The following is a 22,761-nucleotide window of genomic DNA, read 5'->3' on the forward strand; positions in this document are numbered from 1 at the left end:
AGGGAACTACAGCGAGCGGTCCAACGCTCGCAACTGCTCGGTGAACTGCTTCGCGCCGCCCTGCGCAGGATGCCGGACGGCGATCGCCTCGATGCCGGCCAACGCGAGCGCACCCTGCGCCTTCCGACCGACGGCGACGACCCGGACCCGGTCGACGCCACCGAGTGCCTCGAGCAGCGCGAGTGCGACGGGTGCTCCCGACCGCACCTCGGCCGGACGGGGCGTGCGGTTCGTCAGCCGGTCCGGGGCGACGAACGGGTGGTGCGGGAAGATCGCCCACGCCACGGGGAGCGGCCCGGCCCAGTCCGACAGTGCCGCCTGCACCACGCGCGATGAGGCCTCCCACAGGGCTGTCGGCTCCGGCGGCACCAGGTAGTCGGCGCCGAACCGGTCCGTCCCGAGCTCGCGCATGCTCGTGAACGGGATGCCGGTGTTCGTCATGCCCCGCCACCCGGGTGCCTCGGCCACGAGCAGGGTGTCCGCCGCCGGCCCGAACTGCTCCAGGTACCGCTGCAGGTTCGATCGCCGCAGCCGCCCCTCGGCCGAACCGAGGTCGTACAGCGCCTCGGCGTCCGCGTCCGCGGGCACGGCGTCGAGCGCCGCCCAGAACCCCGAGGCGTCGAAACGGCTCACGAGCGGCCGAGCACCCGGCGGTACACGTCCTCGAGCCCCGAAGCCGATCGTTCCCAGCTCAAACGTTCCGCGTGTTCCCGCCCGGCCGAGGACAGCGCGGCCGCGTACCCGGAGTCCGTCAGGATCCGCTCGATCTCGGCGGCCCACACCGACGGCTCACGGGACTCGAGCACGACACCCGTCTCGCCGTCGACCACGGCCTCACGCAGGCCCCCGGCAGCCGCGGCCACGACCGGCACCCCGGACGCCGAGCCCTCCAGTGCCACGAGGCCGTACGTCTCGGAGTGCGACGGCACCAGCACGGCTGCCGCGCCACGGAACAGGAACGCCAGGTCGGCACGCGACTGCGGCCCGATGAAGGTGACGCGGTCGGCGATGCCACGCGCGGCGGCGAGCCGACGCAGTTCGTCCACGTAGTCACCCGCCTCGCTCGAAGCGTCTCCGGCGATGACCAAGGTGGGACGGGCCTCCTGGCTGATGCCCGCGATCGCCTCGATGGCCAGGTCGAGCCCCTTCAACGGCTGCACGCGAGCCGCTGCGACGACGTAGGGGGTGGCGGCCCGGCGCGCACCGGCGGCCGCCGGACGGAAGACCGACCCGTCGACCCCGGGCGGCACGATCCAGATGCGCGCGTCGGCACCGCCGAGCCGCGTCCGGACTGTCGATGCCTCGGCCTCGGACACCACGACGACCGCGTCGGACTCACGCGCCAGCTGCTGCTCGCCCGAGATGCGCCCGGCGGACTCCGGCCGCTCACCCTCGGACAGCGGCGTCTCGGGGTCGGCGGCGATCGAGTGGAACGACTGCACGTGCGGGATGCCACGCTCACGGGCGACCGGCAGGGCAGCGGCACCGGAGAACCAGTGGTGCGAGTGCAGGACGTCGAACGGCCCGAGCTGCTCGAGCTCGTGGCGGAACGGCTCGATGAACGCGTCGTGCTCACCCTTCGGCACCGGCTCCGCCGGACCCGCCGACAGGAACCGCAGGCACACCCCCGGCACGAGCGAGACCGAGTCCGGCTGCGTCGGCGCCGAACGCCGCGTGATGATGTCGACGTGGTGGCCACGATCGGCCAGCGCCTCGGCCTGGTGCCGGACGACGACGTTCATGCCGCCGACCTCGCCCGAGCCGGGTTCGTCTCCGGGGGAGGTGTGCAGCGACACCAGCCCGATGTGCAGGGGTTCGCTCGTCGTGCTCACCGGTCAACCCTAGCCGCGCGTGCCCCGCTGCGACGGGCGCGCGGGCGCCACGACGACGGGCCGGCGGCCCGCCTCGTCCACCGGGTCGGACGGGAGGCTGGGCCCACGCCGCCGGTTCCCGGGCGACGCGCCAGCGGCGTCCGGGCCGTGCTGGTGGGGGACATCGCCTCCCAGGATCTGCACGCGTTCGTCACCGTGCCGCTCCCAGAACGCCGCCGTCCAGACGCACAGGGCACCGTCGAGCAGGTCCTCGCGGTGCTTGTGGGTCGGGCCGTGGAGCACTGACGGGTCGGCGAGGCCCGCAGTCAGCGGATGCGAGTCGAGCTGCAACGGCGGGTCGAGCGGGGTCTCGCGCAAGCGCCGGATGAGCTCGTCGAAGGCCTCGGCGCGGCGTGCCCGGGCCTCGGCTGCCGGCACCCTGAGGTCCAGGCGCTTGTACCGGGGCCGCTCGACGTCGTACCCGAGCTCCTCGACGCCGACCAGGGTCGTGTACGGGTAGCACTCGAACATCGCCGGGCCCGTCCTGGCGTGCATCGACGCCGTGTCGGACACGTACTCGACGCCGAGTGCGGTGAGCTGGTCGAGCAGGCGGGCGCCGGCGCTTGCCGCAGAGGCCTGGTTCGTCGGGTTCGCCGCCACCTTCCACCGGCCGTAGCGCTGTCCGACCTGCCGTTCGGATTCGCGGATGCCGGTCGGGTTCGTCACGACGAGCGAGGCGTCGACGGCGATGAGCGACCGCGGTCCGAGGCGCTCCGCGATCCAAGTCGTGACGTCGTCGACCCCGCGGGCCCATCCGGCGTCGGTGATCGTGCCGTCGGACTCCATCGCGACCAGCCCGGTCTCGTTGGGCGCGCGGCCCGCGGTGCCGAGTCCCCACGCCAGGTCCACTCCGAGGTACGCGCTCACCCGTCCATCGTGCACCGAGTACCTTCCGCTGCATGGCGAGCGAAGCGACGACGGTGCGGGTGCCCGGGCCCGACGGTGACCGCGAGGTCCGGATCAGCAGTCCCTCGCGTATCCTCTGGCCGGAGGCCGGGATCACCAAGGCCGACCTTGCCGAGTACCTGGTGACAGTGGGCGACGCCTTCGTCCGCGCGAACGGCGACCGACCCATCTCGCTGCAGCGGTTCCCGGGCGGCGTCGACGGCGAGCAGTTCTTCTCGAAGAACCCGCCGAAGGGTGCCCCCGACTACGTGCGGTCGGTCACGGTGACGTACCCGAGCGGCCGGAAGCACCCGCAGCTCGTCATCGACGAGCTGGCCGTCGCGGTGTGGGCCGCGCAGATGAACACCGTGGTCTTCCACCCGTGGGCCTCGCGCGCCGAGGACAGCGACCACCCGGACCAGCTCCGCATCGACCTCGACCCGCAGCCCGGCACGGACTTCTCGGACACGGTGCCCGTGGCGCAGGAGCTCCGGAAGGTCCTGGACGAAGCGGGTCTGACGGCGTGGATCAAGACGAGCGGCAACCGCGGTCTGCACGTCTTCGCGCCGATCGCCCCCGAGCGCGAGTTCCTCGACGTCCGGCACGCCGTGATCGCCGCCGCCCGAGAACTCGAACGGCGGATGCCCGACCGGGTCACGACGGCGTGGTGGAAGGAGGAACGAGGCCAACGGGTCTTCGTCGACTTCAACCAGGCGAATCGTGACCGCACGATGGCCGGTGCCTACAGCCCGCGGGCGCTGGCGCACGCCTCGGTGTCGACGCCGATCACGTGGGACGAGCTGCCGACGGCGGAACCGACGGCGTTCACGATCCGGACCGTTCCCGAGCGCCTGGCGACGATCGGTGACCCGTGGCAGGCGATGCACGACGAGTCGGCGAGCATCGCGCCGTTGCTGGCGTGGTGGGAGCGCGACCTGGAGAACGGCGAGGGTGAACTGCCGTTCCCGCCGGACTTCCCGAAGATGCCGGGCGAGCCGCCGCGCGTGCAACCGTCCCGAGCGAAGAAGTCCTGACCCGAGCCAGCGGGGACCGTCAGACGGCGGGCAGCGTGTCCGTCGAGCGGTCGGGGTCGTCGACGCGGGACGTCTGCATCGGCAGTCCGACGCTCGCGGTGTGCAGGCGGGTCAGGCGCGACCAGGTGCCGCGGTGCGCGTCGCTGATGCCGTCGACGATCACGAGCCCAGGCCGATCGTGACGAGTGCGAGCGCGGTGGCGGTCACGCCGGCGATGGCGCTGATGACCGCACTGAGCTGCAGGGTGCGCTGGCGGCGTGCCTCGCGCACCTCGGTGAAGGGGTTCCGCTGCGAGTGGCGGACAAGCGTGCTGGTGCTCATGTCGATCCGCTTTCGGTCCTGGGGCTCCCGGGATGGGTGCCTCGTGCTGCTGGTCTCCATCGTGGCAGCGTTTCGCTAGTTCGGCTAACTACTTTCCTGCGATCACCGGCAAGACGACGAAAAACGGACAACCACGTGTCAGGACAGGACATCCCGCAGGTCGTACGCCGACGGCACCTCGAGCTGGTCGAACCCGCACGACGCCGCGTCGCGGTCCGGACGCCACCGTTCGAACTGCACCGTGTGCCGGAACCGGTCGCCCTCCATCTGGTCGTAGCGGACCTCGAGCACGACCTCCGGCGCCAGCCGGACGAACGACGTGTCGCGACCGGACGAGAAACGCGACCGTTCCCCGTCACCGGTGACGGGCCTCCCGTCCGCATCGCGGAGCACGACGGGCTCGAGCTCGTCGACCAGGGCGAGCCGGCGCTTGTCGGAGAAGGCGGAGACGCCGCCGACCTGGCGGAGCTCACCGTCGTCGCCGTACAGCCCGACGAGCAGCGACCCGACGCCCGAGCCGCTCTTGTGCACGCGGTACCCGATCGCGACGACGTCGGCCGTCCGGTGGTGCTTGATCTTGAGCATGGTCCGCTTGCCCGGCTCGTACGGCTTGGCCCGGCGCTTGGCGACCACGCCGTCGAGTCCGGCGCCCTCGAAGGTGGTGAGCCACTCGCGGGCCTGGTCGACGTCGAGCGTGGTGCGCGTGACGAACAGCGGGTCGGACATGCCGCTCGCGAGCTGTTCCAGCCGGTCACGTCGTTCGTCGAACGGCAGGTCGACCAGCTCGTCGCCATCCGCTGCGAGCAGGTCGAACGCGACGAACTGCGCGGGCGTCTCGGCGCTGAGCTTCGCGATCCGCGAGGCCGCCGGGTGGATGCGCTGGGACAGTGCCTCCCAGTCGAGGCGCTCGGCTCCGGGCTCGCCGGAGCGCAGGATCACCTCGCCGTCGAGCACCACCGGGTGGTCACGGCCGCCGAACTGCGCGCGGAAGGCCTCGACGAGTTCGGGGAAGTAGCGCGTGAGCGGCTTCGCCCCGCGGCTGCCGATCTCGACGTCGTCGCCGTCGATCGTCACGATGCCGCGGAAGCCGTCCCACTTCGGTTCGTACCGCAGGCCACCGGTCACGCTGTCGGGTTCCGGGACGTCGGCGACGGCCTTGGCCAGCATCGGTGCGATCTCCATGCGTCGTGTCTACTCGGGCGCGGGTGGGCAGCGCTGCGCGGCGCTGCGGGCTTCGTGAGCAGGAATGGTCGGGTCCGGCGCGACGACCCGACATCTTCTGCTCACGAAGTGCGGCCGGGAGGCCCGGATCACCCGGGGCAGGTCGGATCGCGTCAGTAGTGTGGTGCGGGTGACGACCGTGCCCCCGTCGGCAGCGCCGGCTCCGGAACCGATCAGCCCCGTGCAGGCCGCCGCGCTCCGCGACGGCGTCCTGCCGCCCGTTGAACAGGTCCGGCCGGGGATCTGGACCTTCGCGGTGCCGTTCCGGTTCGGGGCGCCCGATGCGACCCTGGTCTACGTGGTGGAGGGGTCGGACGGATCCCTCGCGCTGATCGATCCCGGGTGGTCGGCCGACGGCGGGCTCGACGAGGTCCGCGCCGCCCTGTCAGCGATCGGCCGGTCGCTCGACGACGTGTCCCTCATCGCCGTGACGCACCTGCACGCCGACCACCTCGGTGCCGCCGCCGCGATCCGCCGAGCGACCGGTGCGCGGGTCGCGATGCACGGGCTCGAGGTCGACGCGCTGGAGCGGGAGCGCACCGACGCGGTGCGGAACGACGCCGACATCGCCACGTGGGGCCTGCCTCCCGAGCTGCACGACGGCGTCGTCGCGGCCTGGGGGAGCGGGCGACGGATCGGACTCGGGCGGAGCGAGGCGCCCAACGCCGACCTGCTGCTGGCCGACGGCGACGAGCTGCCGATCCCTGGGCGCACCATCCGGACCCTCTGGACGCCCGGGCACACCGCCGGTCACGTGTGCTTCGTCGACGAGGCCGACGGACTGCTGTTCACCGGGGACCACGTGCTGCCGCGGATCAACTCCGGGATCGGCCTCGGTGGTCGGACCGCCACGAACCCGCTCGGTGACTACCTGGCGTCGCTCGGCCGACTCGACGTGTACGCCGGGCTCGAGGTCTGCCCGGGCCACGAGTACCGGTTCGCCGACGTCGTCGCCCGCGCGCAGACGTTGGCTCGACACCGCGAGGAGCGGTCACGGCACGTCGCCGAAGCACTCGACCTGCTCGACCGGCCCACGCTGTTCGAAGTCGCCGCGCGCGTGCCGTTCAGCGGCGGGATCGAGTCGATGACCGGGTTCCTGCTCGCGAGCGCGCTGACGCAGACGGCGTTCCACGCCGAGCTGCTCGGTCGGTCGGACGAGGTCCGTCCCACCTAACCGCTCGCGTCGTGACGTCAGCCGAGCGTGGTGGCCAGGCGCTCGATGGTCGTCTTCGCGTCGGCGAGCTCGGCGGACGCGTGCTCGGCGAGCGGGGCGAGGTCGGGCAGCCGGTCGGCCAGGGTCGCACTGACCGTGATCGGGTAGAGCTTCATGCCGAGCGCTGTGCCGAGGATGAGGTGCAGAACCGGCGAGCCGTGGTCCCAGTCCTCGGTCGGGGTGCCGGCGTCGTAGGTCGCACCGCGGCTGACCACGGTGACAACCGGACGGCCGGCCAGGGGCTGCACGTCGCCTGCCAGGACCCCGGGGATGTGGATGCGGTCGATCCAGGCCTTGAGCGTCGACGGCACCGTGTAGTTGTACAGCGGCGACCCGACGACCACGACGTCGGCGGCGAGGAGTTCGTCGATGACCTCTTGGCGCAGTGCCTCGGCCTCGGGAGCGACGGACTCGTCCGCGGTGCGGTCCGCTGCCGCCCAGTGCAGCGCCGAGGTCTCGAGGTGCGGGAGCTGGTCGACGTGCAGGTCGCGGCGGACCACCGTGTACTCCGGTCCGCGTGCACGCCAGGCATCGGCGAACGCGGCGGTCAGCGCGCGCGAACGGGAGTGGGAGAGGTCGGCCGAGGAGTCGATGTGCAGCAGCGTGGGCATGGTGCCCACGCTACCGACGGTGGGACGGAAACGGCCCCGCCGCCCCGGGGAGGGGACAGGCGGGGCCGAGCCGGGCCTCCCGTCCGTCACGCGGGCACGCGACGGACGGGAGACGACGGGGACCGTCAGCGCTGGTCGTACGTCAGCGCTGGTCGTCCGTCAGCGCTGGTCGTACTTCAGCGCTGTGCGCGGCGACGGCGCAGGGTGCGGGCGCCGATCAGGCCGGCACCGGCGACGAGCAGGCCGAGGGCCCAGGGCAGGGCGCCGGTGGCGTCCGAACCCGTGTAGGCGAGCTGGCCGCCACGGTTCGTCGGGGTGACCGGTGCGGCCGCGGGGACCGGGGTGACCGGAGTGGCCACGCCGGGGACGGCCGGGACGGCGGTCGGCTGGACGTCCACCGCGAACGAGGTGGTGAAGTCGCCGGCCGAGACGGACAGGTTGTGGATCGACGCGTGCGGGAACGTGACGTTCACGAGCCCGAAGAAGCCCAGGTCAGGGTCCGGCGCGATGACGTCGCTGGCGACGTCGGACGTGACGGTCGGGACGATCGAGTCCTCGTTGTCGTCGGTGACCTCGTTGCCGAACACGTCGACCAGGCCGCCGGACACGACGAGCGTCCCGCCCTGCTTGATGGTCGGCCGGCCGCCCTCGACCTCGTTGCCGGTGTAGCCGCCCTCACCGTCGCCCGTGATGGTGAACGTGTAGACCTTGCCCTCCGGGTCGATGATCCAGCTGGTCCGGGTGCTCGTGTCGTCCTCGTCCTCGCCGAGGTCGAACGCACCGGCACGGTCGGTCGTGAAGACGATGATGCCGAGCGGCGCTGCGGCCTCGACGGTCAGGTCGACGTACTGCGTGACGGTCTCGGTGCCGCTCGTCGCGGTGACCGCGAAGGTCCAGTCGGACGCTTCCGTCGAGACGCCGCTGAGCTCACCGGTGGAGGCGTCGAACGTGATGCCGTCCGGGAGCTGGTCGTCGGGCGTGCCGGCCTCGTCGTCGTCCGAGTACAGCTCCTCGTCGAACTCCGAGAACCAGGCGAGCGCGTACTTCGGCTCCGGGAAGCCCTGCGCGCGGAAGGTGTGCGAGAACGCGTCACCGGCGGTGGTGCTCAGCTCGAGCGGGTGGTCCTCGTCGGCGCCGGCCTTCGTCGGCTTGCCGTCCTCGCCGAGGAAGGCGGGGGTCTGGCTGACGGTCGCGGTCGCGTCGGACGTCACCGAGGTCGTCTCGGTCGCGCCGGGCAGCGTGCCGGTCACCGTGACGGTGATCGTCTTGCGCACGTCGGTGGGGTCGATGCGGTAGGTCGCGGTCTTCGACAGGACGTTGCGGTCCTGGTCAGCCCACACGTACTTGTACGAGGAGTCCTCGTCGAAGCCGGTGACGACGGCGCTCAGGAGGGTGCCGACCTTGGCCGCACCGTCGATGGTGACGGTCGCGTCGGCGGCCTTCGCGGTGACGTCCGGGGTCGGCGTCGCGGTCGGAGCCGGGGTCTCGGCGGCGGGAGCGGTCGTCGCGGGGGCGGTCGGCTCGTCGGCCGGGGCGGTCGCGTCGTCGCTCGGGGTGGGGGCCGGGGTCTCCTCGGCGGGTGCCGGGGCCGGGGTCTCCGTGGTCTCGTCGGCGGGGACCGACGGCTCGTCGGTCGGTGCGGGCGTCTCCGTCGCGACGGGTGCCGGGGTCTCCTCGGAGACGAAGGGCTGCGTCGAGTCGGTCGGCTCGACGGCGCTGGCGGCGGTCGCCGACATGATGCCGAGACCGGTGGTCAGACCGACGAGTGCGACGGTGGTGCCGACGGCGCAAGCGCGACGAACGGCGGAGGTGCTGCGATGCACGGGTTCCCCCCATGTTCAGGTCCGGCTGGGTGGCCGGATCGTAAGAATCTGCCGAGAGTTTCGGCCTGCTCGGATCGTAGTGCGGCTGCGCGGCCGTTCAGGCGTCGGTGACCGGAATGTGACCATGGTTGGGGGTCCGTGCGGAAACCCGCGTCGGACGGGAGGCCCGTGGCGGATCCGCCACGGGCCTCCCATCCGTGATCCGGTGCGGTCCACCGCGTCCGGCGCGGCAGGCAGATCAGTCGCCGACGGCCGCCGCCGCGCGTTCGAGAGCGGCGCGCAGCGCACGGACCGCGGGCGAGGACGCCCCGGCGGCGCGCACGACGGTGAAGATCGTCCGGCGGGGCTGCTCGGGCAGTTCGAGCAGCCGGCAGGTCGTCGTGCGTCCGGTCCACATCAGGTCCGGCATCAGGCTGACGGCGTTGCCGGACTCGACCAGTCGGATCTGGGTCTGCAGGTCGGCGGTCTCGTAGCGGACGTCCGGCTCGAAGCCCCAGCGTCGGCACACCTGCTCCGCGAAGTGCCGCGACGCTGTCCCGCGCGGCTCCATCACCCACGGCAGGGCCTCGGCGTCCTCGAGGCTCGAGACCGGCAGCAGCGCCGTGTCGAGCGGCGGCAGCGCCAGGCGGACCGCATCGGTGGTCAGGTCCGAGCGGTCGAGCCCGGACAGGTGCGGGGCGGCGTGCGCCGGGTACTGCTCGGCGATGACCATGTCGAAGTCCCGCGCCCACGTCTCGTTCAGGGCGGTCTCCGGCTCGCGCTGGACCATCTCGACCCGGACGTCGGGGTGCTCGGTGGCCATCTCGTGCAGGGCGTTGGGCATCAGCGCGAGGGCGGCGGACTGGAACACGGCGACGCGCACTCGCCCCTGGACCGACGGCAGGGTGTCCTCGACCTGCGCCTGGGCCTGCTCGAGCACGTCCTGCACGTGGCCGGCGGCGGCGACGAGCACCTCGGCCTGCGGGGTGAGCTGCAACCGTCGGCCGGCCTTGCGGAGGAGCTGCACGCCGGCCTCGCGTTCCAGGGCGCTGAGCTGCTGCGAGACCGCCGACGGCGTGAAGTTCATGGCCTCGGCGACGGCGGCGATGGTCCCGCGGATCGACAGCTCGCGGAGCAGGACCAGGCGGCGGACGTCGAGCATGGTCTGACGGTAGCGGGGTCGCCGTGGATTCGGTAGTGCAACTGAACGGTACCCATCAGGAACGGTCGCTTCCGCTACCGTATCCCGGGCCGCCACACTGATCCCATGACGACCCTGCAGGAGCACCCCGCCACCGACCACGACGCGCTGGCGGACCAGTCCGTCGCACTCGTCCGACAGTGGCTGGCCGAGGCCGAGTCGTTCCCGGTGGACGGCTCCGCCAAGCAGCTCGCCGGGGTGCTCGCCGACCCCGCCGGTCTCGACTTCGCGGTCGGCTTCGTGGACGGCGTCGTCCGCCCGGAAGACCTCGCCGTCGCCGCGCGCAAGCTCCGGCAGATCGCGCCCGGTGCACCCGGGTTCCTGCCCGCCGCGATGCGCGGACTCGTGCGCCTCGGTGGCGGCATGGCACCGGTGCTTCCGGGCGTCGTCGTGCCCATCGCTCGCCGGGTGCTGCGGGGCATGGTCGGCCACCTCATCGTCGACGCGACCGACTCGAAGCTCGGCCCGGCGATCGCGAAGATCAAGCGGGACGGCGTCCGCCTCAACGTGAACCTGCTCGGCGAGGCCGTGCTGGGCGAGCGCGAGGCCGCGCGCCGGCTCGAGGGCACGCACAAGCTCCTGGCACGCGACGACGTCGACTACGTGTCGATCAAGGTCTCGTCGACCGTGCACCCGCACTCGCCGTGGGCGTTCGACCACGCCGTCGACGACATCGTCGAGCAGCTCCGCCCGCTGTTCGAGCGCGCCGCGGCCTCGACCCCGGCGAAGTTCATCAACCTCGACATGGAGGAGTACAAGGACCTCGACCTGACGATCGCGGTCTTCACGAAGCTCCTCGACGAGCCCGCGTTCCTCGGGCTCGAAGCCGGCATCGTGCTGCAGGCGTACCTGCCTGACGCGCTCGCCGCGATGGAGCAGCTGCAGGAGTGGTCCGCCGCCCGCCGCGCCCGAGGTGGTGCCGGCATCAAGGTCCGCCTGGTCAAGGGCGCGAACCTGCCCATGGAGCAGGTCGAGGCCTCGGTGCACGGCTGGCCGCTCGCCACCTGGCACACCAAGCAGGACTCCGACACCAACTACAAGCGCGTGCTCGACTGGGCGCTCACCCCGTCGCGCGTCGAGAACGTCCGCGTCGGTGTCGCCGGGCACAACCTGTTCGACGTCGCGCACGCCTGGCTGCTCGCCGGCGAACGGGGCGTTCGGGACGGCATCGAGTTCGAGATGCTGCTCGGCATGGCGCAGGGCCAGGCGTCGGCAGTGAAGAACACAGTCGGTTCCCTCCTGCTCTACACGCCGGTCGTCCACCCTGGAGAGTTCGACGTCGCGATCGCGTACCTGATCCGCCGCCTCGAAGAAGGCGCCTCGCAGGACAACTTCATGTCCGCGGTCTTCTCGCTGGTGTCGTCGCCGCCGCTGTTCGCCCGCGAAGAAGAACGCTTCCGCGCCTCGCTCGTGCCGCTCGCCACACCCGAGGGCCTCGCCGCTCCCGCGTCCCACCGCGTCGCCGACCGCTACGCGGCCGTTGGGCGCCCCGGACCCGGCCGGTTCGAGAACACGCCGGACAGCGACCCGTCGGTCGCGTCGGTGCGCCAGTGGGGTTCGGCCATCACGGACCGGATCGCGTCGTCGACGCTCGGCGTCCGCGCCGTCCAGGAGGCCCGGGTCGACTCCGCCGCGTCGCTCGACTCGGCGCTCGCTCGCGTCCAGGCCGCCGGTGCGGTCTGGGGGACCTGGTCCGGTGCCGCTCGTGGCGCGGTGCTGCACGCCGTCGGCGACGCACTCGAGGCGAACCGCGCAGCACTCATCGAGGTCATGGCCGCGGAGACCGGCAAGACCATCGACCAGGCCGACCCCGAGGTGTCCGAAGCGATCGACTTCGCACACTTCTACGGTTCGCTCGCGTCGCAGCTCGACGACCTCGACGGTGCGACCTTCACCCCGGCCACGCTGACCCTCGTCGCGCCGCCGTGGAACTTCCCGGTCGCGATCCCCGCCGGCTCGACCCTGGCCGCACTCGCTGCCGGGTCCGCCGTCGTCCTCAAGCCGGCGCCGCCCGCCGAGCGCTCCGGAGCCGTCCTCGCCTCGATCATCGAGACCGCGCTCGACGCCCACGGGGCCCCGGCCGACGTGCTCGCGTTCCTGCAGGTGTCCGAGAACGAGCTCGGCCAGCAGCTCATCGCCTCGCCGATGGTCGACCAGGTGATCCTCACCGGTGCCTACGAGACCGCCGAGCTGTTCCGCTCGTTCCGCCCGGACCTGCCGCTGCTCGCCGAGACCTCGGGCAAGAACGCCGTGATCGTCACCCCGTCGTCGGACCTCGACCTCGCGGTGAAGGACGTCGTCGCCTCGGCCTTCGGGCACGCCGGTCAGAAGTGCTCGGCCGCGTCGCTCGTGGTGATGGTCGGTTCGGTCGCGAAGTCGAAGCGCTTCCGCAACCAGCTGCTCGACGCCGTGTCCTCACTCACCGTCGGCTCGCCGACCGACCCCACCACCCAGATGGGACCGATCATCGAGCCGGCGTCGGGCAAGCTGCTCGCCGGCCTGACGACGCTCGGCGCGGGGGAGACCTGGGCCGTCGAGCCGAAGCAGCTCGACGAGACCGGCAAGCTCTGGAGCCCCGGTGTCCGCCAGGGCGTCCGCCGCGGCTCGGAGTTCCACCGCACCGAGTACTTCGGCCCGATCCTCGGCATGATGACCGCCGACACCCTCGACGAAGCGATCGACATCGTCAACGAGGTCGACTACGGCCTGACCTCGGGCCTGCACTCGCTCGACCCGGCCGAGATCGGCACCTGGCTCGGGCGGATCCAGGCGGGCAACCTCTACGTCAACCGCGGCATCACCGGTGCGATCGTCCGCCGCCAGCCGTTCGGTGGGTGGAAGAAGTCGGCCGTCGGCGCGGGCACGAAGGCCGGCGGGCTGAACTACCTGCTCGGGCTCGGGTCGTGGGCGCCTGCTGCGTCGACTGCTGCGTCCGTTCCTTCTGCTCCGGTCAGCGCCTTCGTCCGTGCGGCCGGGGTCACCTCGCCGGTGCTCGACCGGTCGCTGGCGTCGGACGAGCAGGCCTGGTCGACGCTGTTCGGCACCGCGACCGACGTCTCGGCTCTCAGCGCCGAGCGGAACATCGCGCGGTACCTGCCGTTCCCGTCGGTGCAGGTGCGCCTGGCTTCTGGTGACGAGGATGCTGTTCCTGACCTCGTCCGCGTCGTCGCGGCTGCGCTCCGGGCCGGCACGGCGATCGACGTCTCGACGGCCGCCGCGCTGCCGACACCCGTCGCATCGGCGCTCCGCTCGCTGCCCAATGTGCGCTCCGTGTCGCAGGCGGTCTCCGACGAGTCCTTCGCGTCGTCGATCGCGGCGGGCCCGTCGACCCGTGTCCGGCTCATCGGCGGCGACACGTCGACGCTGTACTCGGCGATCGGCGGGCGTCCCGACGTCGCGGTGTACGGCGGCCCCGTGACCGAAGCCGGGCGGCTCGAGATCCTGCCGTTCGTCCGCGAGCAGGCGGTCTCGATCACGGCGCACCGCTTCGGCACGCCGAACCACCTGACCGACGAGCTCATCTGACCGGACCGCGGCGCTGGCGTTCGGGTCCAGCGCCGCTGTCCGGTCGCCGCACGGTGTCGGGTGCTTCGGAGGGGCAGAGCGTTGCCTCGGGTGCGCGTCGCAACCACGGCGCGCACCCGACAGCACTGGCGTCGGGTCGAACCCGGAGGAGCCCCACCATGACCGAACCGTTCGCACGTCCGACCGCCCTCGCCCACGTCCGGGTCACCGTGACCGACATCCACCGCAGCAAGGCGTTCTACCAGCAGCTGCTCGGCACCGACCCGGCGATCGACTTCAGCGACCAGGTCGACGAGCCCGGCGTTCGCGAGGATCGTGAGCGCTTCTACGGCGGCTCCGTGTTCCGGCTCGGCGACCAGGTCTTCGGTCTCCGCCCGGTCGCTCCGGCGGGGCAGACGTTCGACCCGGACACCGTCGGGCTCGACCACGTGAGCTTCGTCGTGGGGTCGGTCGACGAGCTGCACCAGGCGGCTGCACGTCTCGACGCCGCGGGGGTCGAGCACGGCGAGGTGACCGACCTCGGCGACGCCGGCATGGTGATCCTGTCCGTGCAGGACCCCGACGACATCAACCTCGAGCTCGCTGCCCTCAAGTCCTGAGCAGTCCTGAGCAGTCCTGAGCAGTCCTCGGGCCGCGGGCTAGCATGGGGTGACGAGAGGGGGCGTCATGCGCTTCGTGCAAGCCATCGGCCGGGGGATCGGCTTCGGGTTGTCGACCGTGGCGAAGGTGCTCGGGACCCTGAACGGCGGGAAGCCCGCAGGCGACGACCTCGCCGCGCGGCTGAACCAGCCCCGTCGCGACGCCTACCGCCCCTGACCTGCTCGCTGCCCCGCGCGCGCAGCGTCAATCGGCGACGGCGGGCTCCTGCGCGACCATCGTGCCGGTCACGAGCGCGCGCAGCGACTCCGGCAGGGGGATCGGTCGGCGGGCGCCCTCGCGGTCGATGATGACGTGCGCGAACTCACCGGTGGCGAGCAGTGCGCCGTCGGACTGCCGGAACAGGCCGAACTCCCACGACAGGCTCGTGTTCCCGAGGTGCTTGGACCGCATCCCGACCTCGATGACGTCCGGCCACACGGCGGACTCGACGAAGCGGCAGCTCGACGACACCAGCACCGCGATCCACTCCGACGTGAAGGGGTCGAGACCCGCTTCCTCGCGGAACCAGTACGTCGACGCGTTGTCCATTGCCGAGTAGTAGATCGTGTTGTTGACGTGCCCGAACATGTCGTTGTCGTTCCACCGTGTGGGGTAGAGGCGGCGGAACGGGTACTCGTCGATGGTCATCGGTCTCCGATCGGAGGTGCGGGTGTGGCGTGATCGGCGGCGGGGCGCAGCACGTACTCGAACGCGGCGCGTGCCCGGACGGGGTCGGGGGCCTCACCGGAGATGAACTCAGCGTAGGTGAACGACTCTGAGATCCGGACGAGCAGCCGGGCGAGCTCCTCGGCGGACAGCGGGGCCGGATCGAACTCGCCGGACGACTGCTCCTCGACCACGAGCGCGGTGACCCGTTCGACGAACCGGCTCTGCACGTCGCTCTCCGAGGTGGTCAGCAGGCGCATCGCTCGCGCGGGCTCGCGGGTCAGGAAGGCGCGGAAGTAGGTGGCCTCGATGAGGTCGGCGGTGAACCGGTCGAGTACGTCGACGATGCGCGCCGCTCCGGACGACCCGATCGTGTCGGCAGCACGGGACGCCCGGTCGAGCGTCGGGACTGCGAGGGACCACAGGATCTCGGACAGCAACCGGTCACGGTTGCCCACCCACCGGAACAGTGACGTACGGTCCACGCCGAGTGCGGCAGCCAACGCGCCCATGTCGATCCGCGAGCCGTCGATGAACGTGTGGCGGGCCTCCCGGAAGGCGCGCAGCGCAGAATCCGATGTGTACACGCGGTCCTCCCTTGCAACGTTTTCGAGAATGATGCATCGTTGGTTCCATGTCAACGCTGACGCCCACGACGGGCCTCCTCGAATCGGACTTCTACGGCTTCCAACAGCAGCTGACCGAGCCGGAGCGCGCGTCGATCGGGCGACTCCGCGAGTACCTCGAGCGCGAGGTCGCGCCCATCGCCGACGGGTACTGGGCACGTGCCGAGTTCCCGATGCAGGTGATCGCCCCGCTCGCCGAGCTCGGGATGTACGGGCCGGGGATCCCGCTCGTGCGCCAGTTCGAGAACTCGGCCGTGTACCGCGGGTGGGCGGCGCTCGAGCTCGGACGCGTCGACGCCAGCGTCGCGACGTTCATCGGCGTGCAGTCGGGTCTGGCGATGAACTCGATCGCCGTCGCCGGCAGCGAGGAACAGCAGCGCGAGTGGCTGCCGCGCATGGCGGCCGGCGAGCTCATCGGTGCGTTCGGCCTGACCGAACCGCTGTCCGGCAGCGACTCCGCCCGTGGCCTGCGCACCACCGCCCGCCGCGACGGCGACACGTGGGTGCTCGACGGTGAGAAGCGTTGGATCGGCAACGCCACCTTCGCCGACGTCGTCGTCATCTGGGCGAAGGACGTCGCGGACGAGCAGGTGAAGGGCTTCCTGGTCACCACGGACACCCCCGGCTTCACCGCCACGAAGATCGAGGACAAGATCGCGCTGCGCGGGGTGCAGAACGCCGACATCGTCATGCAGGGCGTGCGCGTGCCGGAATCGCGTCGGCTCCAGCGCGCCGACTCGTTCCGGTCGACGGCCGAGGTGCTCCGTCTGACCCGCACCGAGGTGGCCTGGCAGGCCGTCGGCATCGCGGTCGGCGCCTACGACGCGGCGCTCGCGTACGCCCGCGAGCGGATCCAGTTCGGCAAGCCGATCGCATCGCACCAGCTCGTGCAGGACCTGCTCGTGAAGTCGTTGTCGAACATCACGGCCTCGATCGCGCTCTGCACGCAGGCCTCGGCCATGCAGGACGCCGGCGTCGGGGGCGACGAGCACTCCGCGATGGCCAAGGCGTTCGCGACCGCGAAGATGCGCGAGACCGTCGGCTGGTGCCGCGAGGTGCAGGGCGGCAACGGCATCGTGCTCGACAAGGGTGTCGCCCGGTTCTTCGCGGACGCCGAGGCGATCTACTCGTACGAGGGCACCCGCGAGGTGAACACGCTCATCGTCGGACGGGCGATCACCGGGCAGGCCGCGTTCGTCTAGCGCGGGACGACTCGGGTCGGTCGGGTGGATCCGACCCGGAACGACGTTCTCGATGTCGTGCGACGTCGATCGTGTCGTTCCGGGTCGACCGCCACGCCCGCGCTACCCGAGCAGCTCCGGCCGCTCCCACTCCTGGCCGAGCACGTGCTGCCCCAGGAACGCGAACACCGTCTCGTACCAGACCACGGCGTGCTGCGGCGAGAGCACCCAGTGGTTCTCGTCCGGGAAGTACAGGAACCGGTGCGGCATCGTGCCGTCGTCGGCCGCGTGGTGCTCGGCGAGCTCGGACCACAGTCGCAGCCCCTCGCCGATCGGCACCCGGTAGTCCTTGTCGCCGTGGACCACGAGCATCGGTGACGTGATGTCCGCCACGAACCGGTGCGGGTCGTTGGCCTCGATGCCGGCGGCGTCGAAGATCGACGACCAGTACTGCGACGAGTCCGTGGTGCCGTTGAACTGGTCGAGCGCCCACAGGCTCGCGTGCGTGACGATCGCGCGGAAGCGGTTGGTGTGCCCGGCGACCCAGTTCGCCATGTAGCCGCCGAACGAGCCGCCCATCGCCGCCGTCCGGGTCTCGTCGATGTCCGCTCGGGCCTCGACCGCGTCCGTGATCGCCAGCAGGTCGGTGTACGGCGCCTGCCCCCACGCGTTCCATCCACGGTTCACGAAGTCGAGCCCGTAGCCGGTCGACAGTGCGGGGTCCGGCAGCAGCACGGCGTACCCGCGCGCCGCCAGGAGCATCGGGTTCCACCGCCACGACCACTGGTTCCACGAGTTGAGCGGTCCGCCGTGGATCCAGAGCAGCAGCGGGTGCGGCCCGTCACCGTCCGGCACGACCAGCCAGCCGCGCACGCGCGCGCCGTCGGCCGCGGTCGTCTCGACCTCTTCCAGGTGCGCGGGGACCTCGGGCAAGGGCGCGGGCGTCGCGAGCGGGGTCACCTCGCCGTCCGTCGCGATCCGCACGGGGTGCAGTGGTGCCGCCCAGGAGGCCCGGAGCGCCACGACCGCACCCGTCGCCTCCGCCACGCGCAGGCTCGAGTACGCCCAGTCGTCGTGGGTCAGCTGTTCGACGGCTGCGCCGTCGAGCGGGATGCGGAACACGGGTGCCCGGCCGTCCTGGTCGGCCACGGCGAGCAGCGCCCGGTCGCCGTGCTCGAACACGAGCTCGCTCGGCCAGCGGTCCCAGTCGGTCGCGATGCGGCGCGGGTCCGACCCGTCGATGCCGGCGGTCCAGACCTCTTGCTGGTTCGCACCGGCGGGGGTGGAGCGCACCGTCCGGACCCAGGCGATCGTGCGACCGTCGTGGCTCAGCGCGGGCATCTCGTGGTCGACGTCGGCGTCGTCGAACAGCACCGTGCGGTGGCCGCTGGTGCAGTCGATCGTGACGAGCGTCGAACGGTCCCCACGGGCCTCCCGGACACCCACGGCTGCCAACAGGACGGAACCGTCGGGCGTGAGTGCCCCGGCGACGTGGTCCAGCGACCGGCCGGGAGCCGGCGTGCGGTCGGTGAGGCGGGGGAGCGCGGTTGCGTCCTCGGCGTGGTCTTCGGTCTGGCCTTCGGCCAGGTCGAGCGTGAGGATGTGGGTCTGGGCCGGCCCGAGGTCGTGGTCCCAGTACCGCACCGGGTACGTCTCGTGCAGGATCGCGCGGACCTTCTTGTCCGTGCGGGCCTTCCGGAGCTGGGCGTCGGCGTCGACCACGGTGGCCGGGTCGGTACCGGCGCCGGGCAGCAGGTCGGCGGTGAGCGCTGCGGTGTCGGCGGCCGCAGCGGTCGCCAGGACGCCGCCGACCCCGCCGGTGAGCCGCGTCAGGGGGCGCGCTTCACCACCGGCCGCCGGGAGGACCCAGAGCTGGGCGGCGTCGGCGTCGGTGGCATCGGCGTCGGGGCGGGCGGAGACGAAGAGCAGGTCGCCGGTGCGGGTGAAGGCGATGCCGCCCTCACCCTTGGCGGAACGGGTGAGGCGGACCGCGGTACCGGCTGCGGCGCTGCCCGCTGCGTCGGCATCGGCGTTCGTTTCGGTGTCGTTGCCGGCGGGCACCTGCCAGATCGAGCGCCGGTACCCGGTGCGGTCCGGGTCGAGCGCACTGACCGTCAGGGCGACGCGCTCACCGTCCGGGCTGATAGCGATCCCGTCGACCCGGGGGAGCGCGATGTACTGGTCGAGGTCGGAGAACGGCGTCGTCATGCGACCACGCTCACCAGGTCATCGGCCCAGAAGGCGGCGATCTGCTCGGCGACCGCCGTGCCCTGGGCGCGGCCGGCTTCGGCCGAGGGTGCCTGGGTGGCCAGCGAGAGCGAGTTCGTGCCGAAGGCTTCCTGCGCGGTGCTGTCCGCCACCACGACCTCGACCGAGCTGCCGCCGGCGCGGAGCGACTCGACCGCGACGTCGAGCCACGGGCCGACCGGCGACGGACCCTCGGGACCGCAGGCGATCACGAGCACGCGTTCGTGACCGGCAGCGGCGTCGGCGTTTGTGCCGGAGCGGACCCCGCCGTCGACGTACGGTCGGCCCTCGATGCCGACGGGTGACCACACGAAGGGCACGGAGCAGCTCGCGGCGACCGCGAGGGGGAGCGGGACGCCGTCGGCCGCGGTCAGCAGTCGGAACGTGCCGTCGGTGGCGTCGACCGCGGTGATCGCGAGCGGCTTCGCCGGCCAGTCGGTGGACGGCAGGGTCTCGGTGAAGGTCGCCACGCGCTCGTCGTCGGACTGTCCGCCGGTGACCTGCTGGGCGGCGAGGCCGAGGCGGGCGCGGGCGTCCTGCTCACCGGTCGCGCCCTCGAGTGCGGCACCGATCCGCTGCTGGACGGCGTCGGTGTCGATGGCCGGCGGCTCGACGTAGGTCGTCGGCGCGGGCGTGTGCTGCTGGTCGTACGCCTGCTGCACGGCGCCGTTCCGGACGAAGGCGCCGACGACGCTGCCGGCGCTCGTGCCGACGACCAGGTCTGCGGCATCGAAGTCGACGCCGGCGTCCTGCAGGGCGGTGAGGACGCCGACCTCCCAGGCGATGCCGGCGACGCCTCCGCCCCCCAGGACGAGGGCTCTGGATCCGGGAACGGGCGTGCTGGCATCGGTCATGGGTCTTGCTTACCAGCTGCGTGCGACGGGCTGGTGGAGGCCGACAGATCCTGTGGAGAACCGACCTGTGGACAACTCCGTCTGCGTCGTTGGCGTGACCTAGCGTCGTGGTCATGGGGCAACAGCGTTCAGGACGGGTCGGCACGGTCGGGTGGCCGATCGTGGTGGCGGCCGCGCCCACTGCGGCGTTCCAGCTGCCGAACCTGTTCGTCACCCCGGCTGTGCGACTGTCGCTCGTCGTGTTCGGGCTCGTCGTGTTGGCCGGTGCCGTGGCGGTGCAGGTGGTCCGGACCCGACGCAGCGACGCTGCGCGGGCGGTGGCCGAGGAGAACGCCACCGGGGCCGAACTCGAACAGTCGACGGCGGTCCGGTACGCGTTCGGCCAGATCGCCACCCGGCTCGTCCGGTTCACCGAACTGCCCCGTTCCGAGCGCCACGGCGAACTCTCCGTCGTCGCCGACCGGGTCGCCGTGGCCCTGGCGTTCTACCTGCTGCCGAAGGTGCCCGACGTCCGGGCCAACGTGTACCAGCTGTCCACCGATCTGCGTGCGCTCGAGCCGATCGGTCACGGGGGTGCCGGCGACACCGCCGGGGTCTTCCGCGCGGGCACGCCCTACGGCGACCGCAACCTCGAGTGGGTGCTGGTCGGGGGATCACCCCGGATCGTCGGCGACCGCTCGGCCGACGTCGACGTGGACCAGGACGTGCCGGGCTTCGAACCGCGCTACTCGTCGTACGTCTCGGTGGTGATCCGGTCCGACCAGTACTCGTTCGGCATGCTCACCGTCGACTCCCCGGTCCCCGACGCCTTCACCGAACTCGACGCCAAGAACATCGCGATGATGGCGTCGTTCATGGCCGTGGCGTTCTCGTTGACCTACTCGTTCCCCGAGCGCGACCGCAATCCAAGGAAAGGCCCGTGATGCTCACACGCTCTGTCGGACGCTCGACGTACGATGCCCTCATGACGACCGTGAACCCTGCTCCGCCGTCGTTCGGGCGTGCCCGGATCTCATCGCCGAACTGGAACGACACCACCACCGACGCCGACTACGAAGACCTCGACGTCATCGCCGCCAACATCGAGCGCGAGCGCGAAGCAGCCCGGATCCGGGTCGCCGCAGCCATCGCCGCGCGCCTGGGTCGCTGACCCTTCCCGCATCGTCCACCACGAACGGCTCCCACGGGTGTGGGAGCCGTTCGTCGTCTGGGCGTCGGGGCTACTGCGCCTGGGGCACGTCGATCAGCACCTTGCCGACGGTGTCCTGCTCGACGGCGTCGTGCGCGTCCGCGGTGCGGGCGAGGTCGAAGCGGGTGAGCGGCAGTCCCGCGTCCGCGCCGACCGGCAGCACGCCGTCGTGCAGCGCCTCGGTGACGTCCTCGGCCGCAGCGGACAGGGCCTCGTCGCCGATCGTGTAGAGCAGCAGGAACTGGTAGCGCGCGTTCACGCTCATGTTCGGGCGGATCGGCAGCGTGGCCTCGTCGCCGCCGTTGTTCGCGTAGATCGACACGACGCCGTGGTTCGCGAGGACGTCGGCGACCAGCTCGGCGTTCTGGGGGATCGACACCTCGACGACGATGTCGACGCCGTCCCGCGCGATCTCGCGGATGCGAGCCGCGGCGTCGTCCTGCCGGTAGTTCACGACGTGGTGGGCACCCGCCGCGGTGGCGAGTGCGGCCTTGTCGTCCGAGCTGATCGTCGTGATCACCGTCGCGCCGGCCCAACGGGCGAGCTGGATGGCCGCGTGCCCCACCGCTCCGGCACCACCGGCGACGAGCACCGTGACGCCGTCGAGCGCACCGGGGCCCAGTCGTGCGGGACCGTCCTCGTGCGTCGTGAGGGCGCGGTGCGCGGTCATCGCCGGGACACCGAGCGAAGCACCGACGTCGAAGCTCGTCTCGTCGGGCAGGCGGACCGCTCGGCTCTCCGGCACGACGGTGTACTCCTGTGCGGTGCCGGTCGGGCGCGAGGCGGCGGCCATGAAGAGCCACACGCGGTCACCGACGGCGAGGTCCTCGACACCCGGGCCGACCGCGTCGACGACACCGGCGCCGTCCTGGTTCGGGGTGATCTCGGGGAAGGGCAGTCCGTCGCCGTAGGTACCGCCCGCCCGGGCCTTCCAGTCCGTCGGGTTCACCCCGGAGACGACGACGCGGACGCGGACCTCGCCGGCGCCGGGTTCGGGGACGTCCCGCTCGACGAGTTCGAGGACGCTGCTGTCACCGGGCTTCGTGTAGACGATCGATCGCATGTCCCCAGGCAACCACTCGCCGCCGTCGGGGATTCCGAGTGTGCGCGTGGCGGCACTTCGTGAGCACGAATGGTCGGGTTCGTTCGGCGGACCCGACCATTTCTGCTCACGAAGCGCCCCCGCCCGCCCGCGCCACGTCAGCGCGCGTCGTACTCCACGCGCGACACCGCGACGTCGTCCATGTGGGACGTCGCCCACGCCTCGAGCGGCTCGAGCACCCGGCGGAGCGACCGCCCGCGATCGGTGAGTTCGTACTCCACGTGCGGCGGGATCTCGGGGAACACCGTGCGGGTGACGAGTCCGTCCCGCTCGAGTGCCCGGAGGGTCTGCGTGAGCATCTTCTGCGACACGCCCTGCACCCGGTTCGCGATCGCCGAGTACCGTTGCGGCCCGTCGGCGAGGGTGCCGATCGTCAGGACACTCCACCGGTCGCCGATGCGGTCGAGCAGCTGCCGGCTGGGGCAGTCCGCCGCGTAGGGGCTGTACTCGAGTGCTGACATCTGGCCTGGCCTCCGCGACGAACGAGCTCCGTTACGCACCGTGAGGTGCCTACTTACTCAAAGAGAGTAACTCTTGTACGGTGAGCAGCACCAGCCCCACGAAAGGAACAGC

The 22,761-nt window shown here is 71.7% G+C and carries 23 protein-coding genes; 8 read left to right on the top strand and 15 right to left on the bottom strand.

The features are described 5' to 3' along the window. Positions 1 to 6 precede the first annotated feature (6 nt). Genes ACIPV1_RS00350 through ACIPV1_RS00360 form a run of 3 tightly spaced genes read right to left on the bottom strand, consistent with a single transcriptional unit; the run spans position 7 to position 2,738 of the window. Positions 7 to 633: a uracil-DNA glycosylase gene (locus tag ACIPV1_RS00350; protein ID WP_402725538.1), complete on the bottom strand. Its 627-nt coding sequence runs from the start codon at positions 631 to 633 to the stop codon at positions 7 to 9. After that, complete coding sequence (locus ACIPV1_RS00355) at positions 630 to 1,832, bottom strand: glycosyltransferase (RefSeq protein WP_402725539.1); 1,203 nt, start codon at positions 1,830 to 1,832, stop codon at positions 630 to 632. The genes ACIPV1_RS00350 and ACIPV1_RS00355 overlap by 4 nt, the downstream gene beginning before the upstream one ends. Before the next feature lie 9 nt (positions 1,833 to 1,841). Continuing rightward, positions 1,842 to 2,738, bottom strand: a complete 897-nt coding sequence (locus tag ACIPV1_RS00360) for a DUF429 domain-containing protein (RefSeq protein WP_402725540.1) — start codon at positions 2,736 to 2,738, stop codon at positions 1,842 to 1,844. Between the two features lie 32 nt (positions 2,739 to 2,770). On the opposite strand from ACIPV1_RS00360, the gene ligD reads away from it, so the two are divergent. After that, positions 2,771 to 3,790, top strand: coding sequence for a non-homologous end-joining DNA ligase (gene ligD, locus ACIPV1_RS00365; RefSeq protein WP_402725541.1), 1,020 nt, complete (start codon positions 2,771 to 2,773; stop codon positions 3,788 to 3,790). A gap of 19 nt (positions 3,791 to 3,809) precedes the next feature. Here the strand turns inward: ligD and ACIPV1_RS00370 are convergent, their stop codons facing one another. From ACIPV1_RS00370 to ACIPV1_RS00380, 3 genes are all read right to left on the bottom strand, one after another. Beyond that, positions 3,810 to 3,953: a hypothetical protein gene (locus ACIPV1_RS00370; RefSeq protein WP_159573682.1), complete on the bottom strand. Its 144-nt coding sequence runs from the start codon at positions 3,951 to 3,953 to the stop codon at positions 3,810 to 3,812. Then, positions 3,950 to 4,111 (bottom strand): hypothetical protein, encoded by a 162-nt coding sequence (locus ACIPV1_RS00375; RefSeq protein WP_159573681.1) that lies wholly within the window; start codon positions 4,109 to 4,111, stop codon positions 3,950 to 3,952. Before ACIPV1_RS00375 ends, ACIPV1_RS00370 begins: the two co-directional genes overlap by 4 nt. A 138-nt stretch (positions 4,112 to 4,249) precedes the next feature. Further along, positions 4,250 to 5,293, bottom strand: coding sequence for an ATP-dependent DNA ligase (locus tag ACIPV1_RS00380; protein ID WP_131846292.1), 1,044 nt, complete (start codon positions 5,291 to 5,293; stop codon positions 4,250 to 4,252). A 169-nt stretch (positions 5,294 to 5,462) separates the two neighbouring features. Here ACIPV1_RS00380 and ACIPV1_RS00385 point away from each other — a divergent pair, with 169 nt between their 5' ends. After that, on the top strand, positions 5,463 to 6,506 hold the full coding sequence (locus ACIPV1_RS00385; protein WP_402725542.1) for an MBL fold metallo-hydrolase: 1,044 nt from the start codon (positions 5,463 to 5,465) through the stop codon (positions 6,504 to 6,506). A gap of 17 nt (positions 6,507 to 6,523) precedes the next feature. Here the strand turns inward: ACIPV1_RS00385 and ACIPV1_RS00390 are convergent, their stop codons facing one another. The 3 genes from ACIPV1_RS00390 to ACIPV1_RS00400 all read right to left on the bottom strand — a co-directional run bounded on the left by ACIPV1_RS00390 (position 6,524) and on the right by ACIPV1_RS00400 (position 10,120). After that, positions 6,524 to 7,156: an FMN-dependent NADH-azoreductase gene (locus ACIPV1_RS00390; RefSeq protein WP_111086856.1), complete on the bottom strand. Its 633-nt coding sequence runs from the start codon at positions 7,154 to 7,156 to the stop codon at positions 6,524 to 6,526. 176 nt (positions 7,157 to 7,332) lie between these two features. Beyond that, positions 7,333 to 8,979, bottom strand: a complete 1,647-nt coding sequence (locus ACIPV1_RS00395) for a putative Ig domain-containing protein (RefSeq protein WP_402725543.1) — start codon at positions 8,977 to 8,979, stop codon at positions 7,333 to 7,335. 238 nt (positions 8,980 to 9,217) lie between these two features. After that, on the bottom strand, positions 9,218 to 10,120 hold the full coding sequence (locus ACIPV1_RS00400; protein WP_111086860.1) for a LysR substrate-binding domain-containing protein: 903 nt from the start codon (positions 10,118 to 10,120) through the stop codon (positions 9,218 to 9,220). 105 nt (positions 10,121 to 10,225) lie between these two features. Here ACIPV1_RS00400 and ACIPV1_RS00405 point away from each other — a divergent pair, with 105 nt between their 5' ends. The 3 genes from ACIPV1_RS00405 to ACIPV1_RS00415 all read left to right on the top strand — a co-directional run bounded on the left by ACIPV1_RS00405 (position 10,226) and on the right by ACIPV1_RS00415 (position 14,500). Then, a complete protein-coding gene (locus ACIPV1_RS00405) occupies positions 10,226 to 13,684 on the top strand; it encodes a proline dehydrogenase family protein (RefSeq protein ID WP_402725544.1) in 3,459 nt (1,152 codons plus the stop codon). Positions 13,685 to 13,842: 158 nt separating this feature from the next. Beyond that, positions 13,843 to 14,283 (top strand): VOC family protein, encoded by a 441-nt coding sequence (locus ACIPV1_RS00410; protein ID WP_123292422.1) that lies wholly within the window; start codon positions 13,843 to 13,845, stop codon positions 14,281 to 14,283. A gap of 67 nt (positions 14,284 to 14,350) precedes the next feature. Next, positions 14,351 to 14,500, top strand: a complete 150-nt coding sequence (locus ACIPV1_RS00415; protein WP_402725545.1) for a hypothetical protein — start codon at positions 14,351 to 14,353, stop codon at positions 14,498 to 14,500. A gap of 27 nt (positions 14,501 to 14,527) precedes the next feature. Here the strand turns inward: ACIPV1_RS00415 and ACIPV1_RS00420 are convergent, their stop codons facing one another. Together ACIPV1_RS00420 and ACIPV1_RS00425 are read right to left on the bottom strand one after the other, a co-directional pair. After that, positions 14,528 to 14,971: a thioesterase family protein gene (locus tag ACIPV1_RS00420; RefSeq protein WP_123292423.1), complete on the bottom strand. Its 444-nt coding sequence runs from the start codon at positions 14,969 to 14,971 to the stop codon at positions 14,528 to 14,530. Next, positions 14,968 to 15,576: a QsdR family transcriptional regulator gene (locus ACIPV1_RS00425; protein ID WP_123292424.1), complete on the bottom strand. Its 609-nt coding sequence runs from the start codon at positions 15,574 to 15,576 to the stop codon at positions 14,968 to 14,970. The genes ACIPV1_RS00420 and ACIPV1_RS00425 overlap by 4 nt, the downstream gene beginning before the upstream one ends. A 47-nt stretch (positions 15,577 to 15,623) precedes the next feature. Here ACIPV1_RS00425 and ACIPV1_RS00430 point away from each other — a divergent pair, with 47 nt between their 5' ends. After that, the gene (locus ACIPV1_RS00430) at positions 15,624 to 16,817 is read left to right on the top strand and encodes an acyl-CoA dehydrogenase family protein (RefSeq protein WP_402725546.1); all 1,194 of its coding nucleotides are present in this window, start codon (positions 15,624 to 15,626) and stop codon (positions 16,815 to 16,817) included. Positions 16,818 to 16,919: 102 nt separating this feature from the next. Here ACIPV1_RS00430 and ACIPV1_RS00435 read toward each other — a convergent pair whose 3' ends face one another. Together ACIPV1_RS00435 and ACIPV1_RS00440 are read right to left on the bottom strand one after the other, a co-directional pair. Then, positions 16,920 to 19,004, bottom strand: coding sequence for a S9 family peptidase (locus ACIPV1_RS00435; protein WP_402725547.1), 2,085 nt, complete (start codon positions 19,002 to 19,004; stop codon positions 16,920 to 16,922). Further along, positions 19,001 to 19,897 carry a patatin-like phospholipase family protein gene (locus tag ACIPV1_RS00440; RefSeq protein ID WP_402725548.1) on the bottom strand — a complete coding sequence of 299 codons (897 nt, stop codon included), beginning with the start codon at positions 19,895 to 19,897 and terminating at the stop codon, positions 19,001 to 19,003. The genes ACIPV1_RS00435 and ACIPV1_RS00440 overlap by 4 nt, the downstream gene beginning before the upstream one ends. A 113-nt stretch (positions 19,898 to 20,010) precedes the next feature. Between ACIPV1_RS00440 and ACIPV1_RS00445 the strand changes: the two genes are divergently transcribed. Together ACIPV1_RS00445 and ACIPV1_RS00450 are read left to right on the top strand one after the other, a co-directional pair. Next, positions 20,011 to 20,820, top strand: coding sequence for a GAF domain-containing protein (locus tag ACIPV1_RS00445; protein ID WP_123939195.1), 810 nt, complete (start codon positions 20,011 to 20,013; stop codon positions 20,818 to 20,820). Positions 20,821 to 20,861: 41 nt separating this feature from the next. Then, a complete protein-coding gene (locus ACIPV1_RS00450) occupies positions 20,862 to 21,047 on the top strand; it encodes a hypothetical protein (RefSeq protein ID WP_123312988.1) in 186 nt (61 codons plus the stop codon). Between the two features lie 70 nt (positions 21,048 to 21,117). Here the strand turns inward: ACIPV1_RS00450 and ACIPV1_RS00455 are convergent, their stop codons facing one another. After that, the gene (locus ACIPV1_RS00455; RefSeq protein ID WP_402725549.1) at positions 21,118 to 22,149 is read right to left on the bottom strand and encodes an NADPH:quinone reductase; all 1,032 of its coding nucleotides are present in this window, start codon (positions 22,147 to 22,149) and stop codon (positions 21,118 to 21,120) included. A 137-nt stretch (positions 22,150 to 22,286) separates the two neighbouring features. Beyond that, entirely contained in the window at positions 22,287 to 22,649 is a 363-nt protein-coding gene (locus ACIPV1_RS00460) for a helix-turn-helix domain-containing protein (protein ID WP_111086871.1), read from the bottom strand. Positions 22,650 to 22,761 lie beyond the last annotated feature (112 nt).

The organism is Curtobacterium sp. NPDC089991 (assembly GCF_044748425.1).
Classification (GTDB): Bacteria; Actinomycetota; Actinomycetes; order Actinomycetales; family Microbacteriaceae; genus Curtobacterium.

Bases quoted from the DNA above. Each gene is read 5' to 3' on its own strand.
- ligD (WP_402725541.1), top strand. From the start codon at position 2,771: ATGGCGAGCGAAGCGACGACGGTGCGGGTGCCCGGGCCCGACGGTGAC.
- ACIPV1_RS00375 (WP_159573681.1), bottom strand. From the start codon at position 4,111: ATGAGCACCAGCACGCTTGTCCGCCACTCGCAGCGGAACCCCTTCACC.
- ACIPV1_RS00380 (WP_131846292.1), bottom strand. From the start codon at position 5,293: ATGGAGATCGCACCGATGCTGGCCAAGGCCGTCGCCGACGTCCCGGAA.
- ACIPV1_RS00390 (WP_111086856.1), bottom strand. From the start codon at position 7,156: ATGCCCACGCTGCTGCACATCGACTCCTCGGCCGACCTCTCCCACTCC.
- ACIPV1_RS00400 (WP_111086860.1), bottom strand. From the start codon at position 10,120: ATGCTCGACGTCCGCCGCCTGGTCCTGCTCCGCGAGCTGTCGATCCGC.
- ACIPV1_RS00405 (WP_402725544.1), top strand. From the start codon at position 10,226: ATGACGACCCTGCAGGAGCACCCCGCCACCGACCACGACGCGCTGGCG.
- ACIPV1_RS00410 (WP_123292422.1), top strand. From the start codon at position 13,843: ATGACCGAACCGTTCGCACGTCCGACCGCCCTCGCCCACGTCCGGGTC.
- ACIPV1_RS00415 (WP_402725545.1), top strand. From the start codon at position 14,351: ATGCGCTTCGTGCAAGCCATCGGCCGGGGGATCGGCTTCGGGTTGTCG.
- ACIPV1_RS00420 (WP_123292423.1), bottom strand. From the start codon at position 14,971: ATGACCATCGACGAGTACCCGTTCCGCCGCCTCTACCCCACACGGTGG.
- ACIPV1_RS00430 (WP_402725546.1), top strand. From the start codon at position 15,624: ATGTCAACGCTGACGCCCACGACGGGCCTCCTCGAATCGGACTTCTAC.
- ACIPV1_RS00435 (WP_402725547.1), bottom strand. From the start codon at position 19,004: ATGACGACGCCGTTCTCCGACCTCGACCAGTACATCGCGCTCCCCCGG.
- ACIPV1_RS00440 (WP_402725548.1), bottom strand. From the start codon at position 19,897: ATGACCGATGCCAGCACGCCCGTTCCCGGATCCAGAGCCCTCGTCCTG.
- ACIPV1_RS00445 (WP_123939195.1), top strand. From the start codon at position 20,011: ATGGGGCAACAGCGTTCAGGACGGGTCGGCACGGTCGGGTGGCCGATC.
- ACIPV1_RS00450 (WP_123312988.1), top strand. From the start codon at position 20,862: ATGACGACCGTGAACCCTGCTCCGCCGTCGTTCGGGCGTGCCCGGATC.
- ACIPV1_RS00455 (WP_402725549.1), bottom strand. From the start codon at position 22,149: ATGCGATCGATCGTCTACACGAAGCCCGGTGACAGCAGCGTCCTCGAA.
- ACIPV1_RS00460 (WP_111086871.1), bottom strand. From the start codon at position 22,649: ATGTCAGCACTCGAGTACAGCCCCTACGCGGCGGACTGCCCCAGCCGG.